This is a genomic window from Haloarchaeobius lipolyticus, assembly GCF_051208015.1.
In the GTDB taxonomy this organism is placed as follows: domain Archaea; phylum Halobacteriota; class Halobacteria; order Halobacteriales; family Natrialbaceae; genus Haloarchaeobius.
Window position 1 is genome coordinate 127,767 of the sequence record NZ_JBPKGF010000002.1, and the last position, 13,578, is coordinate 141,344.

Here is a 13,578-nt window from a genome sequence, read left to right on the forward strand (position 1 = left end):
CTCCCGGGCATGAACCCGGAAGACGTCGCCGCGCTCATCGAGGACGGTATCGAACACTGCGAAGCCACCGTCGAGCGCGCCCGCGGCAAGCACGACGACGACCACCTCCGAGCGACCGTCGTCTCACCAGCGTTCGACGGCCTCCCGCTCGTCCAGCAGCACCAGCTCGTCTACGACGCACTCGGCGACCACATGACCCGCGACATCCACGCCCTCGAGCTGAAGACGTACACGCCCGAGGAGTACGACGAATTGTAGACGGCCAGACGACGAGCCGTAGAGAACTAGAAGACAGCCCAGCACCTCTATTCCCGTCGACAGGTCCTCCGCCTTTATGACTCGAGAGAGCCACGGCTCGGGTATGGAGACCCTGCACGACCGCGTCCGCATCCAGTGGATACTTCGAACCGCCGTCGGTGGGTCCGTGCTCGCACTCGCGGTATTCCTGCTCGGGATGGCGGGCGACGTGGCAGTTCGGCTCCCGCTGGCCGCGGGCGTGTTCGCCCTGGTGCTCGGACTCGGAACGTGGCACGCCTTCGCGCTCTACCGCGACTGGCGCTTCGAACTGCAAGAGGACGCCCTCTACCTCGAGCGCGGCGTCGTCACCCGGGTCGAGACCGCGGTCCCCTACGTCCGAGTCCAGCACGTCGACACCCAGCAGGCACCGCTCGACCGGGCGCTCGGGCTCTCGCGGGTCGTCGTCTACACGGCGGGCTCGCGCGGCGCCGACGTGACGGTTCCGGGGCTCACGCCCGAGCGAGCCCGTCGACTCCGCAACGAACTCCGCGAACTGGCGGTCGCCGCCGAGCCGGAGGACGCCGTATGAATCGGCTCCATCCGCTCTCGGCGGTCTCCCGTGTCGTCAGATACGGCGTCAACGGCGCGTCGATTCCGCTGTTCTTCGCGCTGTTCGGGTCGACCGTCCTCTCGGACGTGCTGAAGATGGACCTGGGGAACGCGGGAATCGTCTCGGCCATCGCGCTGGTTCCGCTGGGCTTCCTCGTCGGTGCCCTGTTCGGCTACCTGTCCTACACCCGGTTCGGGTACGAGCTGACCGAGAACACGCTCGACGTCGCCTCGGGGGTCATCAGACGGACCGAACGCGAGATACCCATCCGGCGCATCCAGAACGTCGACGTCCAGCAGAACGTCCTCCACCAGCTGTTCGCCGTCGCCGTCGTTCGCATCGAGACCGCCGGCGGAGGCGGAACCGAGGCGGTCCTCTCCGTCGTCTCAGAAGGTGAGGCGGAACGGTTGCAAGCGGAGATTCGCGAGAGGCGGGAGGGCGGCTCCAGAACTGCCGACGAGCCGTCTCGGGAGGAGACCGGTGCGGAAGCCGCCACGCCGACGGAGGGTGTGGCACCCGAAGGTCCGGTGACAGCGGAGAGCGGAACGGACCAGGGGCCGCGCGAACCGCCCGCCGAGAACGGTGCGACCCCCGACCGACCGGCTCCCTCGACGACAGAGCCGGCGCGCGAACGCGAACCGGCGGAGTCCACGCTCTTCTCGCTCTCGCCGGTCGACCTGCTGGTCCTCGCCGCGGCCAGGTTCCGCCTCGGGTCCATCGTGTTCGTCGTCTTCGCCATCCCGTTCGCGGAGGAGTTCACGGTCAGCCTGCTACTCCGGCTCGCCAGGCCGTTCGGCGGCCCGACGTCGGCCGACCTGACGGCGATGACCCCGGACCAGGCGCTCGTTCTCACCGCCATCAGCGCCCCGCTGGCCGTACTCGCATCCTACCTCGTCGGTGCGGCCGTCTCGGTGCAGGAGTACTACGGGTTCGAACTCGCCCGCCGTGGTGACGACCTCGTCTACGAACGGGGCCTGTTCCAGCGGTACTCGGGGTCGATTCCGACGGACAAGATACAGACGGTAACGCTGACCGAGACGTGGCTGATGCGCCCGCTCAGCTACGCCGCACTGCAGGTCGAGACCGCGGGCTACGCGGGACGCGGGAACGGTGGCAACCAGTCGGCCGTCCCCATCGCCCGGCGAGCGCGTGTCCTCGAACTGGCGACCGAACTGGTCGACGCCGACGTGACGGACCTGTCGTTCGAGCGGCCCCCGAAGCGAGCCCGTCGCCGGTACGGCGTCAGATACGCCCTCGTCGTCACCGCCGTCTTCGCCCTGTGGGTTACGGCCGCGATGGCGATACCCGGCTTCACGTTCTGGTACCTCCCCGCGGTCCTCTATCTCGTCGTGCCGGTCGCCGCCCACCTGAAGTGGGCCAACCGGGGCTACCACCTCGGAGAGGACCACGTCCTCGTCCGGACCGGCTTCTGGCAGCGACGGACCGAGGTCGTCCCCTACTACCGGCTGCAGACGGTCGTCAGCGAAGCGACGGTGTTCCAACGTCGGCTCTCGCTCGCGACCCTCGTCGCCGACACGGCGAGTTCAGCGACGCTGACCGGGCGTGCCCCCACCGCCTACGACCTCGACGCGGCGACCGTGGACGAGCTACAGATGGCGCTCAGAGAGCGACTACAGGCGCATCTGCACGGGTGATTTTCGGCGTTTCTGCGATTCACTCCCGCTGTCCGAGACGACCGTCTCCAGAAAGAGACCGACAGAGCCGCGTTCAGACCGGGGTGCCGAGCGCCTCGACGTTCTCCAGCGAGCGGTTCTTGAGTGCCCGGCCGGAGTCGGCGTCGAACAGGTGGATGGCCTCCTCGGGGATGTGTGCGACGACCGGCTGGCCGGCCTCGGCACGCTGCATCCCGCCGATGGTGACGACGAACGTCTCGGCGTCTCCGCCGCTCTCGTCGAACGTGAGGTAGAGGTTGTTCTCGTCGCCGGTCGGCTCGACCACGTCGACGACCGTCTCGAAGTCGTGCGGACCGGTCGCGTCGGTACGGATCTCGATGTCCTCGGGTCGGATGCCGAGGCGGAGGTTCGTCACGTCCCCCAGTTCCTCGCGGGTCACCTGCGAGATGGGGTAGGTGAACTCGTCGGCGCGGAGCTCGTCCCCCTGGAGTTGGCAGTCGAAGAAGTTCATCGAGGGCTCGCCGATGAAGTCCGCGACGAACTCGTTGTTCGGCTCGTGGTAGCACTCCAGCGGGGTGCCGACCTGCTGGAGGATACCGTCGTCGAGGATGGCGATGCGGTCGCCCATCGTCATCGCCTCCGTCTGGTCGTGGGTGACGTAGACGGTGGTGACGCCGAGGTCCTCCTGGATGCGCTGGAGTTCGGTGCGCATCTTGGCGCGGAGCTTCGCGTCGAGGTTCGACAGCGGCTCGTCCATCAGGAAGACCTCGGGGTCGCGGACGATGGCGCGGCCGAGGGCGACGCGCTGTTGCTGGCCACCGGAGAGTTCGCCCGGCTTTCTGTCGAGCAGGTCGCCGATGCCCATCATCTCCGCCGTGGAGCTGACCTTCTGCTGGATGGCGTCGTCGGCCATGTCGGTCGACTCCTCCAGCCCGAAGCTCATGTTCTCCGCGACGGTCATGTGCGGGTAGAGGGCGTAGGACTGGAACACCATCGCGATGTCGCGGTTGGCGGGCGCGGTGTCGTTCAGGACGCGCTCGTCCAGCCGTATCTCACCGCTGGTGACCGTCTCCAGTCCCGCGATCATGCGCAGGGTGGTCGACTTCCCGCAGCCCGAGGGGCCGACGAGGACGAGGAACTCGCCGTCGTCGATGTCTACGTTCACCTCGTCGACGGCGACGATATCGTCGCCACCGTCGTCGAAGACCTTCGATACGTCGTCGATGTGTAGTTCAGCCATTGTTGTTGATTCGTACGGTGGTGTGCTGTTGGCTCACGATGCGACCCCCTCGGCGAACTTGTCGCCGAAGAAGATGTAGACCAGGATGGTCGGTCCGGCGGCGATGAACGCCCCGGCCATGCGGATGCCGAACCCGATGTCCGACAGGCTGTTTCCGAGCGTGGCGAGCGGGACGGTCACCGGAGCGGTCTCGCTCGGGCCGATGACGATGAGCGCGAACAGGAGGTCGTTCCAGATCTGGGTGAACTGGTAGATGAGCGTGACTGCGAACATCGGGACCGAGAGCGGGAGCACGACGCGCCGGTAGATGCGTGCGGTGCTCGCGCCGTCGAGCCGTGCTGCCTCTATCATCTCGCCGGAGAGGTCCTTGTAGTAGGTCCGGAACAGGAGGAAGCAGATGGGTATCCCGTAGGCGACGTGCGAGATGATGAGTGCGAGCAGGTCGCCGTGGGCCTCCGTGAGTCCCGGCAGGAGCCAGAACGGTGCCAGCCAGGTTCGAAGCGGGACGATGGACGCCCAGAACTTCGACAGCGGGATGAGCACCGCCTGGTAGGGGATGAAGATGCCCGCGATGAGCAGCGCGATTATCGGCGTCTTGCCCTTCCAGTCGACGTTCGTGAGCCCGTACGCGGCCATGCTCCCGACGAAGGCGGACAGGATGGTCGCCGGCACCGTCAGCAGGATACTGTTCACGAGGCCGCTCTGGAGCTGGGCGAACGCCTGGCTCCACTCAGAGAGCGTGAACCCGGCCGGACCGGGCGGCAGGAACGGCGGACTGCTCAGTGGCTTCGACTTCACCGAGGTCACCAGGCCCGTCTCGATGGGCGCGAGGTAGAACGCCACGATAGCGCCGAGGACGGCGTACAGCCCGATTCGCTGCAGGCCGACGTCTTCGATGCGCTCGGAGACGTTCCACGAGTCGGATGCGGTCTCTGAACTCATAGCTCACCTCTGCGGTACTGGTAGACCAGGTACGGTGCGACGATGGCCAGCGCGAGCAGGAACAGCATGATGCCGATGGCTGCCGCGTAGGCCCGGTTGTTCTGGGCGAACGCCTGTCGGACCATCATCGTCGACAGGATGTCCACGCCCTTCGGCGGGTAGTACGAGCCGTTGAGCGAGAAGATGAAGTCGAACGCCTTCAGGGCGAACACCATCAGCACGACCGTCGCGCTGATGGTCGCTCCCTTCAGCTGCGGGATGATGACGCGCCAGTACATCTTCAGCGTCGAGGCGCCGTCGACGCGGGCGGCCTCGAAGTGCTCGTTCGGAATCGCACGCAGGCCCGCCAGGTAGACGACCATCGCGTAGCCGCTGAACTGCCAGATGAGCGCGAACACGACGGCGCCGAGTACGAGCTTCGAGTTGGAGATCCAGTGGTACTTCCCCAGCCCGAGCGTCGACGTTATCATGTTGACCATCCCGTTCTCGAAGTTGTACATCCACAGCCAGAACTGGGCCGTGACGACGAACGAGAGGCTCATCGGGAGCAGGTAGATGGTCCGGAACGTGTTCTCGAAGCGGACGTGCTGGTCGAGCAGGATGGCGAGCACCAGCCCGACGACCAGACAGACCGCCGTGAACGCGATAAGCAGGACGAACGTGTTTCTGAGCGCTGCGACGAACAGCGGGTCGCCGAACGCCCGCGTGTACATCTCGAGGTCGAGGTTGCCGTAGTTCGGGTCGTTGAACGCTCGAAGGTCCGTCAACGAGATGAGCGCGTTCCAGGCGATGGCGCCGTAGACGAACAGACCGACGACGAGGAACGGCGGGAGCCAGAACGGAAGCGAGCCGATGAACTCACGGCTGACCGGCAGCGACCGGCCCTCTGTTGCGGTCCCGCCGTCCGCCCTGAGCTGTGGCTCGTCGTCCGCCGAGAGCCCGGGAACGGCCGAGCGAACGGTTCTAAGTATCGATTTCATGATGTATCGAAACGGATGTGACCGGCCTAGAAGGCGTTGGTGAACGCCTTGGCGGTCGCGGTCGCGGCGTCGTCGGAGTACTCCGAGAAGTTGTTGCTGATGGCGGTCTTGAGCTTCGAGAGGACCTCGGGGCGGACCGCGAGGCCGTGGGCGACCGACGCCGGCTGGGACTTCGAGTTCTTGAAGTCCTTCATCTGGGTCGCCTGGAACTCGGGGAACTCGTCCGGCGAGACGTCGCTTCGTGGCGGGATGGAGCCCTTCTCCTTGTTGAAGCGGATCTGGGCGTCCTTGGTCCCACAGTAGGTGAGCCAGGTCTTCGCAGCCTCGGGGGCCGCAGAGCCCTTCGGGTAGACGAAGCTGTCCATGTTGAGCGCGTAGTGACCCTTCGTCCCCGGGAACGGGACGTAGTCCCAGTCGTCGCCGTACTTGAAGTCACTCCCGGCGAACAGACCGGCGACCCAGTCTCCCTGGTGGATGAAGGCGGCCTCGCCGTCGATGACCATGTTGGCGGCCTCTTTGAAGCCGATGGTCGAGACGTCGCTGGAGTAGTACTCGCTGTAGTCGACTATCGTCTTGAACGCCTTCGCGATGGGTTCCTGACCGAGCTTACCCTCGGTGAACTTCTTGTATCCTTCAGGGCCCTGCTGTGCGAGCAGGACGGTCGCCCAGAGCTGCAGCGTCGGCCACGGCTTCTTGCCGCCCTGCGCCATCCCGACGGCGTCCGTGTTCTCGTCGACCTTCTGCAGGGCGTCGACGAGCGACGACGCGTCGGTGATGCTCGAGGGGTCGACGCCCGCCTTCTCGACCACCGATTTGTTGTAGAACAGGTTGTTCATCCGGTGGATGTTGATGGGGACCGCGACGAATTCGCCGTCGGGTTTCGCCGCCTGTTTCGGCCCCTCGAGGTAGGCGTTCTTCATGTCGTTCTTGCCCCAGACGTCCTCACCGATGGAGCCGAGGAGGTCCTCGTCGGTGAACTGGAGCAGATTCTTCCCCGGCCAGTCGGCCCACGAACCCGGCGGGTTGTCGTTGCCCAGACGGGTGTTGACTCGCTGGTCCAGGGTCGTGTTCCCGCTGCCGCCGATGGCCTGCGCGTCGATGTCGACGTCGCCGTGGGCCTCCTTGAAGCCCTCGAGCATCGCGTCGAACGCGGCCTGTCCGTCGCCGCCGCTCCAGCCGTGCAGCACCTCGAGCGTCCCGGAGTCACCACTGCCACCGGTGAAGCCACTGAGGCAACCTGCCGACAGAGACACCGCACCGACAGCACCAGCTGTTTTCAACATACTACGCCGCGAAACGTCAGAGTTGGAATCGTGACCTGTCATGCCACCACGTGTCCCACGAAGTGAGACATGTTCGGACGTTACAGTGGACCTCACTTAATAGTTCCCCAAATTAATTCATTAACGAGTGAATTTATGGAGGTACAACGGCTGTAGTGGAGGATTTCTGCTAGCCGTGTGCCGTGATAACGTGGGCGGACGGCCATCGTCTACCGATACTGGACACTCTGCAGTTACGAGCAATAAGGGAATCGAACACGATTCCGTCTGTCAGCACGACCAGCGTTCATCGACCGCGATTCGGTGGGTTTTACCCCCCGCCAACTCGTCGTTCCGGGTATGTCCGACGACTTCCGAACCGAGCGAGACAGCCTCGGCGAGATGCAGGTACCGGCCGACGCCTACTGGGGCGCCCAGACCCAGCGCGCGGTCGAGAACTTCCCCATCTCCGGTCTGACGTTCGGGCGCCGGTTCATCCGCGCCCTCGGCGTCGTGAAGAAGGCCGCCGCACAGGCCAACCGCGACCTCGAGATGATTCCCGAGGACAAGGCCGAGTGCATCATCGAGGCCGCCGACGAGGTCATCGCCGGCGAGCACGACGGCCAGTTCCCGGTCGACGTCCTCCAGACGGGCTCCGGTACCTCCTCGAACATGAACGCGAACGAGGTCATCGCCAACCGCGCCACGGAGCTCTACGGCGGCGACATCGGGAGCCGCGAGATCCACCCGAACGACCACGTCAACTTCGGGCAGTCGAGCAACGACGTCATCCCGACCGCGATGCACGTCGCCGCCCTCGAAGCCGTCGAGAAGGACGTCACGCCCGCCCTCGATACGCTCCGGATGGCCCTGGAGGAGAAGGCCGAGGAGTTCGACGGCATCGTCAAGACCGGCCGCACGCACCTGCAGGACGCGACGCCGGTCCGGCTCGGACAGGAGTTCGGCGGCTACGCGACCCAGCTCGAGAAGGGCCTCGTGCGCGTCGACAACGTTCGCGAGCACCTCGCGGAGCTCGCCCTCGGCGGCACCGCCGTCGGAACGGGGCTCAACACGCACCCCGAGTTCCCCGGCCGCGCTGCCGAGTACATCACGAAGGAGACCGGCGTCCAGTTCCGCGAGGCCGACGACCACTTCGAGGCACAGGCCGCACACGACGCGATGGGCGAAGCTCACGGTGCGCTCCGAACCGTCGCCGGCAGCCTGAACAAGATCGCGAACGACCTGCGCCTGCTCGCCTCCGGCCCGCGCAACGGCCTCGGTGAGCTCGAACAGCCCGAGAACCAGCCCGGCTCGTCTATTATGCCCGGCAAGATCAACCCGGTCGTCGCCGAGGCGGTCAATCAGGCCCACAAGCAGGTCGTCGGCAACGATGCCGCCGTCGCCGCCGGTGCCGCAGAGGGGCAGCTCGACCTCAACCTGTACAAGCCGGTCTGCGCGTACAACTTCCTCCAGTCCGCGGAGATCCTCTCCAATGCGAGCGAGGTGTTCGCCCACAAGTTCGTCGCGAAGCTCGAGGCCAACGCCGAGCACTGCGAGGAGCAGGTCGAACAGTCGATGGCCCTCGCCACGGCGCTTAACCCGCACATCGGCTACGACAAGGCCAGCGAGGCAGCGAAGACCGCGCTCAAGGAGGGCAAGACGGTCCGACAGGTCGTCGTCGAGAAGGGCTACCTCACCGAGGAGGAGGCCGACGAGATAATCGACCCCGAGGCGATGACCCACCGCGGCATCCTCGGACAGGACGACTGACAGGTCCCGGACCAGCACGACTCCGGTCGACGCGAAAGGCCCGTTACCGGGGCCTCACCGGCACTCCGTGGCGCGCGAGAGGATATCAAGGACAACTTTTATTACCGGGTAATCGGCCGAGCGGAAGTGAGGTAACCGGGAGACGGCGCGAACTTACCGAAAGTGACCGTTAGAGGGCGTAGGGGCGAACAATCCACTGCTGTTATGGGGGATGGCGTCCTCGTTACTAGTATGCACACCTGTCGCAACTGCAACCAGTCGTTCAGCACAGAGCTCGCCCTCGAACTTCACCACGACTCGTGCGAGAAAGGGCAGCTTTTCTGTGAAAAATGTGGCGACCGGTTCTCGGAGGGTGTAAGCACACGAGACGGCTGGCATTATCGATGCCCGAACGACGACTGCGACGGAGAGGGACTGGGGGAGGACATTATTCAGATCGAAGATATCCGGATGGCGACGCACTGACGACGGCGAGAACCTGACCCACCTTCTGACGCGTCCGCCCGCCGGACAGGGGGCCGACGCGTCCAGCACGCGACAGAGCCGGTGGCCTTCGTCCGTGGCCACGCTCTCTCCACTGACGACAGGGTGACCGACGGCTGCGACGGACTGGACGGTTTTTTACCCCTCCGACTCGGAGCCTTGCGCAATGACCGACCACGACTACGAGGACCTGGGACTGGTCGCCGGGCTGGAGATACACCAGCAGCTGGACACGGCACACAAACTGTTCTGTCGCTGTCCGACCCGGCTCCGAGAACCCGAGGAGTCCGTCCGGACGTTCACGCGCTACCTCCACCCGACGAAGTCCGAGCTCGGTGAGATAGACGACGCCGCACTCGAAGAGAGTCAGGTCGAACGCGAGTTCGAGTACCTCGCCTACGATTCGACCTGTCTCGTCGAGGAGGACGAGGAACCGCCCCACCGCGTCGACAGTGAGGCGCTCGAGGTCGCGATGGAAGTCGCACAGCTGCTCGACACGACGCCCGTCGACACCGCCCACGTCATGCGGAAGATCGTCGTCGACGGCTCCAACACCTCGGGCTTCCAGCGGTCGATGCAGATCGGCACCGAAGGAGAGATAGAGACGAGCGACGGTCCCGTCGGCATCGCGGACCTGATGCTCGAAGAGGAGTCGTGCCAGCGCGTCGAGGAGCGCGAGGACGGCGTTACCTTCAGCCTCGACCGACTCGGCATCCCGCTCGTCGAGATCGGCACGAAGCCGGACATCTCCTCGCCCGAGCAGGCTCGCGAGGCCGCCGAGCAGATCGGGATGCTACTGCGCTCGACCGGCCAGGTCAAGCGTGGCCTGGGCACCATCCGACAGGACGTGAACATCTCCATCGCGGAGGGAGCTCGCGTCGAGGTCAAGGGCGTCCAGAGCCTCGACGACATCGACGACATCGTCCGGAACGAGGTCGCACGGCAGGTCGAGCTCGTCGAGATTCGTGACGAACTGCAGGAGCGGAACGCGAGCGTCGGCGAGGTGCAGGACGTCTCCGACGTCTTCGCAGAGACCGAAAGCGGCGTCATCCGCGGTGCGCTCGATTCCGGCGGCACGGTCACGGCCGTTCCGCTGTTCGGCTTCGACGGCCTCGTCGGCCGGGAGATACAGCCCGACCGTCGTCTGGGTACGGAGTTCTCCGACCACGCCAAGCGCCACGGCGCCGGCGGCATCTTCCACACCGACGAACTCCCGGCCTACGGCGTCACCGAGGACGAGGTCGCCGCACTGCGCGAGGCGGTCGACGCCGGCGAGGACGACGCGGTCGCCATCGTCGCGGCAGACACCGAAGTCGCGGAGAACGCCATCGAAGCCGCCGCCGACCGCGCCGAGGTCGCCATCAGCGAGATTCCGGAGGAGACCCGCGGCGCGAACGAGGACGGGACGACCCGGTACATGCGCCCGCTTCCCGGCGCGGCCCGGATGTACCCCGAGACGGACGTGCCGCCGGTCGACCTCGACCCGAGCGAGGTCGAGGTCCCCGAACTCCTGACCGAGAAGGTCGAGCGGTACCAGTCCGAGTTCGGCCTCGACTCCGGCCTCGCAGAGCAGGTCGCCTACGGTCGCCGGATGCCCCTGTTCGAGTCGCTCGTCGCGGACGGCGTGGACGCGACGCTCGCCGCCGGGACGCTCGAGTCCACGCTGACGGAGCTCCGCCGTGACGACGTCCCCGTGGAGAACCTCACGGACGAGCAGCTCCGGGACGCCATCGTCCTCGTCGACGAGGGCGACGTCCCGAACGAGGGGCTGAACGACCTGCTGACCGCGCTCGCCGAGAACCCGACCCTGACGGCCGAGCAGGCGGTCGAACAGGAAGGCCTCGGTGGCGTCTCCGAGGACGAGGTCCGCGAGGCGGTCGCCGAGGTCGTCGAGCGGAACGCGGACCAGGTCGAAGAACAGGGGATGGGCGCGTTCTCCGCCCTCATGGGCGAATGCATGGGCGCGCTCCGCGGCAAGGCCGGTGGCGATACCGTCAGTGCCGTGCTCCGAGAGGAGATACAGAAGCGCGCCTGAGAACCGACAGGTTCAGTCGAACTGCTGTCGTCGCCCCGTCTTCCGGTTTCTGTTCTTCAGTCCGCCTGCCGACCGTACCCGCCGTCGAGCGGGCGCTTCTCCCGGAGCAGTTCCTTGAGCCGTTCCTCGTACGTCGCCGGGTCCGAGATACGCTGAGAGGCGTAGAACGCGATTCCGACGAGCACCAGCGCGAAGACGGCATCGGTCAGCCAGTGGATGCCCAGGTAGAACGTCGAGAAGATGATCGCGACGGTGAGGCCGACGGAGAGCCTGGCGTACGATCTCGAGGTGTACCGGCTGTAGACGGCCGCCAGCGAGGAGATGCCCGTGTGGAGACTCGGGAACGACTTCACCAGCGTATCCGTCGACGTGATTCCCTCCGTGATGACCGGGTGCAGGTCGTACATGAGGGCTCGCATCACCGGGCCGCCCGCGGCCGTGTGGCCGAGATACTCGGAGGTCACGGCGACGGGGAACGCGAGGAAGTAGGGTAGCGCCATCAGGACGAGCATCGCGTATGCCGCGCAGTAGCGCCGTGCCTGTTCGGGGTCGTGAGCCTTCAGCTTCCAGTACGTGAACAGCGTCACGAAGGGGAAGCCCACCAGGTAGACGAAGGTCAGCGCGTAGGTGAGCGGCTCCCAGGTCACCGCCTGAAACGCAAGCACGGTCGTCCCTTCGAGGTTGTAGATGACGTTCGTGTACGCTCGCCCCCGGTAGAGGTAGTGGGCCATCGTGTTCACGCCGAAGGTGACCACCCACGCGAACCCGAGGTACTTCCAGTCGGTCGTCAGGAGTTCGAGGAGGAACCGCCGCGGCGACGTGTCGGGGACGAACAGCCGGAACCCGAGGGCGAACGTCAGCAGTGTCGGCACCGCGACGAGGAGCGAGAACCACGTCCCGGCCGAGATGGAGGGCGCCAGCTGTTGCATAGTTCTACATATCGCTACAGTAGCAATTTTCCATTATCCTTTCGGTCCGGTAGGAATGGGCTGCTCTACCCGAGCGACGACGGTCCGGTGACGCCGGAGTGGAACCGCGACGACGAGGTCAGTCGCCCCTGCCTCGTCCCTCGAGCTCCGGCCGGTCCGTCGCCCGGCGGAAGATTCCCAGCAGGGTGCGCGCCTCGCGCTGGGTCAGGTGCGCCCTGCCGAAGACGCGACGAGCCATCCGGAGCGTCTTCGCGCGCTTCTCCTGCGGGTGGTCGATGGCATCGAGGAGGCCGTCGAACTGGTCGTAGATGCGCTCGAACATCTCCTCCTCGGCGCGCTCGTGTTCCACGTCCGGGAGCTGCGTCTCCTCGACGGTCAGATTCCGCAGCTCGTACAGCGTGATGGTCGCGGACTGGCCGAGGTTGAGGACCGGGTACTCGTCGCTGGCCGGGATGGAACAGACTGCGTCGAGTCGCGAGAGCTCCTCGTTCGTCAACCCGTCGGCCTCGCGGCCGAAGATGATGACGCTGTCCGCGTCGAGCCCGGAGAGGTCCTCGGCGAGTTCATCCGGGGTGAAGAACGGGAAGCGAACGTGCTTGCGGCAGTCCTCGTTCGTCGTGGCGGTCGTGCCGATGGTGTAGTAGTTCTCGACGAGGTGGTCGAAGCTGACCTCTTTCGCACCTGCGAGTACGTCCTCGCGGGCGCGGCCGGCGAATCCCCACGCCTCGCTGTGCTTCTCCTGGACGCCCTCCGGTGGGTCGACGAGCAACAGCTCGGACAGGCCGAAGTTCTTCATCGCCCGGGCGATGGTCCCGACGTTGCCGGGCGTCTTCGCGTCGACGACGGCGACGGCTGGCACGCTCATGTGTCCCTCGTCGGATACTCCTTCGATATCTCCAGGTTACGGATGTCGATGCGCTCTTTGGGCTTTCCGTCGTCGACTCCGGCGTGGTCGCCGAGGTCCGAAGGGTCCGGGAGCTTCGGCTTCGGGAGGTCGACCGGGTCGGTGTCGACGTGCTCCATCCCGCCGTAGTCCTCGGGTGCTCGCCCGCCGTCTACGAACCACTCGTGGAACTCGTCGTCGAACGCCTTCGTCTCGGCGTGCTCGATGCCACCCTCCTCGCGGAACCAGTAGAGGAAGTCCGGCTCGTGTTCGTCACAGACCGTCACCTCGGCCAGCGGCTCCCCGTAGACGACGGTCGACTCGTTGCAGTCGTCGAGGTTGTCGTCGCCGTGGATGAGCCAGCAGGCGTCGCAGGGTGCGCCGTAGAGCACCCCGAGGCGGACGAGGCGTTTCTTCGTGTCCTCGTCCATCTCGTCGAACGGGACCACGCCCCCGTCCTCGGTGAACACCTCCTCCTCCTCGAAGCGCCACCCGCGGAGGCCGATGCTTATCTTGGACATACGAGGCAGTACCGTGGCAGGAGGTAAAAGCGGCGCGTCTCGGGGCTGTACG

At 65.8% G+C, this 13,578-nt stretch carries 13 protein-coding genes; 6 read left to right on the plus strand and 7 right to left on the minus strand.

Annotated features, from left to right (window positions below):
• The first annotated feature begins 9 nt into the window (after window positions 1-9).
• The 3 genes from ACSC1Y_RS03680 to ACSC1Y_RS03690 all read left to right on the plus strand — a co-directional run bounded on the left by ACSC1Y_RS03680 (window position 10) and on the right by ACSC1Y_RS03690 (window position 2,502).
• The gene (locus ACSC1Y_RS03680) at window positions 10-258 is read left to right on the plus strand and encodes a BolA family protein (protein WP_435333333.1); all 249 of its coding nucleotides are present in this window, start codon (window positions 10-12) and stop codon (window positions 256-258) included.
• 103 nt (window positions 259-361) lie between these two features.
• Window positions 362-826 carry a PH domain-containing protein gene (locus tag ACSC1Y_RS03685; RefSeq protein ID WP_435333334.1) on the plus strand — a complete coding sequence of 155 codons (465 nt, stop codon included), beginning with the start codon at window positions 362-364 and terminating at the stop codon, window positions 824-826.
• Window positions 823-2,502 carry a PH domain-containing protein gene (locus tag ACSC1Y_RS03690; protein WP_435333335.1) on the plus strand — a complete coding sequence of 560 codons (1,680 nt, stop codon included), beginning with the start codon at window positions 823-825 and terminating at the stop codon, window positions 2,500-2,502. Before ACSC1Y_RS03685 ends, ACSC1Y_RS03690 begins: the two co-directional genes overlap by 4 nt.
• 73 nt (window positions 2,503-2,575) lie before the next feature.
• On the opposite strand, the gene ACSC1Y_RS03695 is transcribed toward ACSC1Y_RS03690, so the two are convergent.
• Genes ACSC1Y_RS03695 through ACSC1Y_RS03710 form a run of 4 tightly spaced genes read right to left on the minus strand, consistent with a single transcriptional unit; the run spans window position 2,576 to window position 6,896 of the window.
• Entirely contained in the window at window positions 2,576-3,721 is a 1,146-nt protein-coding gene (locus ACSC1Y_RS03695; RefSeq protein ID WP_435333336.1) for an ABC transporter ATP-binding protein, read from the minus strand.
• Between the two features lie 33 nt (window positions 3,722-3,754).
• Window positions 3,755-4,663: a carbohydrate ABC transporter permease gene (locus ACSC1Y_RS03700; RefSeq protein ID WP_435333337.1), complete on the minus strand. Its 909-nt coding sequence runs from the start codon at window positions 4,661-4,663 to the stop codon at window positions 3,755-3,757.
• On the minus strand, window positions 4,660-5,643 hold the full coding sequence (locus ACSC1Y_RS03705) for a carbohydrate ABC transporter permease (RefSeq protein ID WP_435333338.1): 984 nt from the start codon (window positions 5,641-5,643) through the stop codon (window positions 4,660-4,662). Before ACSC1Y_RS03705 ends, ACSC1Y_RS03700 begins: the two co-directional genes overlap by 4 nt.
• 26 nt (window positions 5,644-5,669) lie before the next feature.
• Window positions 5,670-6,896, minus strand: a complete 1,227-nt coding sequence (locus ACSC1Y_RS03710; protein WP_435333339.1) for an ABC transporter substrate-binding protein — start codon at window positions 6,894-6,896, stop codon at window positions 5,670-5,672.
• A 369-nt stretch (window positions 6,897-7,265) separates the two neighbouring features.
• On the opposite strand from ACSC1Y_RS03710, the gene ACSC1Y_RS03715 reads away from it, so the two are divergent.
• The 3 genes from ACSC1Y_RS03715 (at window position 7,266) to gatE (ending at window position 11,193) form a co-directional block, all read left to right on the plus strand.
• A complete protein-coding gene (locus ACSC1Y_RS03715) occupies window positions 7,266-8,675 on the plus strand; it encodes a class II fumarate hydratase (protein WP_435333340.1) in 1,410 nt (469 codons plus the stop codon).
• Window positions 8,676-8,906: 231 nt separating this feature from the next.
• Entirely contained in the window at window positions 8,907-9,140 is a 234-nt protein-coding gene (locus tag ACSC1Y_RS03720; RefSeq protein WP_435333341.1) for an HVO_2901 family zinc finger protein, read from the plus strand.
• 184 nt (window positions 9,141-9,324) lie between these two features.
• Window positions 9,325-11,193 (plus strand): Glu-tRNA(Gln) amidotransferase subunit GatE, encoded by a 1,869-nt coding sequence (gatE, locus tag ACSC1Y_RS03725; protein WP_435333342.1) that lies wholly within the window; start codon window positions 9,325-9,327, stop codon window positions 11,191-11,193.
• Between the two features lie 56 nt (window positions 11,194-11,249).
• Here gatE and ACSC1Y_RS03730 read toward each other — a convergent pair whose 3' ends face one another.
• From ACSC1Y_RS03730 to ACSC1Y_RS03740, 3 genes are all read right to left on the minus strand, one after another.
• Window positions 11,250-12,122, minus strand: a complete 873-nt coding sequence (locus ACSC1Y_RS03730; protein ID WP_435333343.1) for a phosphatase PAP2 family protein — start codon at window positions 12,120-12,122, stop codon at window positions 11,250-11,252.
• Between the two features lie 118 nt (window positions 12,123-12,240).
• A complete protein-coding gene (locus ACSC1Y_RS03735) occupies window positions 12,241-12,987 on the minus strand; it encodes an RNA methyltransferase (protein WP_435333344.1) in 747 nt (248 codons plus the stop codon).
• Window positions 12,984-13,526, minus strand: a complete 543-nt coding sequence (locus ACSC1Y_RS03740) for a DUF8114 family protein (RefSeq protein WP_435333345.1) — start codon at window positions 13,524-13,526, stop codon at window positions 12,984-12,986. The genes ACSC1Y_RS03735 and ACSC1Y_RS03740 overlap by 4 nt, the downstream gene beginning before the upstream one ends.
• Between the last annotated feature and the right edge of the window lie 52 nt (window positions 13,527-13,578).

Bases quoted from the DNA above. Each gene is read 5' to 3' on its own strand.
- ACSC1Y_RS03680 (WP_435333333.1), top strand. From the start codon at position 10: ATGAACCCGGAAGACGTCGCCGCGCTCATCGAGGACGGTATCGAACAC.
- ACSC1Y_RS03685 (WP_435333334.1), top strand. From the start codon at position 362: ATGGAGACCCTGCACGACCGCGTCCGCATCCAGTGGATACTTCGAACC.
- ACSC1Y_RS03690 (WP_435333335.1), top strand. From the start codon at position 823: ATGAATCGGCTCCATCCGCTCTCGGCGGTCTCCCGTGTCGTCAGATAC.
- ACSC1Y_RS03695 (WP_435333336.1), bottom strand. From the start codon at position 3,721: ATGGCTGAACTACACATCGACGACGTATCGAAGGTCTTCGACGACGGT.
- ACSC1Y_RS03700 (WP_435333337.1), bottom strand. From the start codon at position 4,663: ATGAGTTCAGAGACCGCATCCGACTCGTGGAACGTCTCCGAGCGCATC.
- ACSC1Y_RS03705 (WP_435333338.1), bottom strand. From the start codon at position 5,643: ATGAAATCGATACTTAGAACCGTTCGCTCGGCCGTTCCCGGGCTCTCG.
- ACSC1Y_RS03715 (WP_435333340.1), top strand. From the start codon at position 7,266: ATGTCCGACGACTTCCGAACCGAGCGAGACAGCCTCGGCGAGATGCAG.
- ACSC1Y_RS03720 (WP_435333341.1), top strand. From the start codon at position 8,907: ATGCACACCTGTCGCAACTGCAACCAGTCGTTCAGCACAGAGCTCGCC.
- gatE (WP_435333342.1), top strand. From the start codon at position 9,325: ATGACCGACCACGACTACGAGGACCTGGGACTGGTCGCCGGGCTGGAG.
- ACSC1Y_RS03730 (WP_435333343.1), bottom strand. From the start codon at position 12,122: ATGCAACAGCTGGCGCCCTCCATCTCGGCCGGGACGTGGTTCTCGCTC.
- ACSC1Y_RS03735 (WP_435333344.1), bottom strand. From the start codon at position 12,987: ATGAGCGTGCCAGCCGTCGCCGTCGTCGACGCGAAGACGCCCGGCAAC.
- ACSC1Y_RS03740 (WP_435333345.1), bottom strand. From the start codon at position 13,526: ATGTCCAAGATAAGCATCGGCCTCCGCGGGTGGCGCTTCGAGGAGGAG.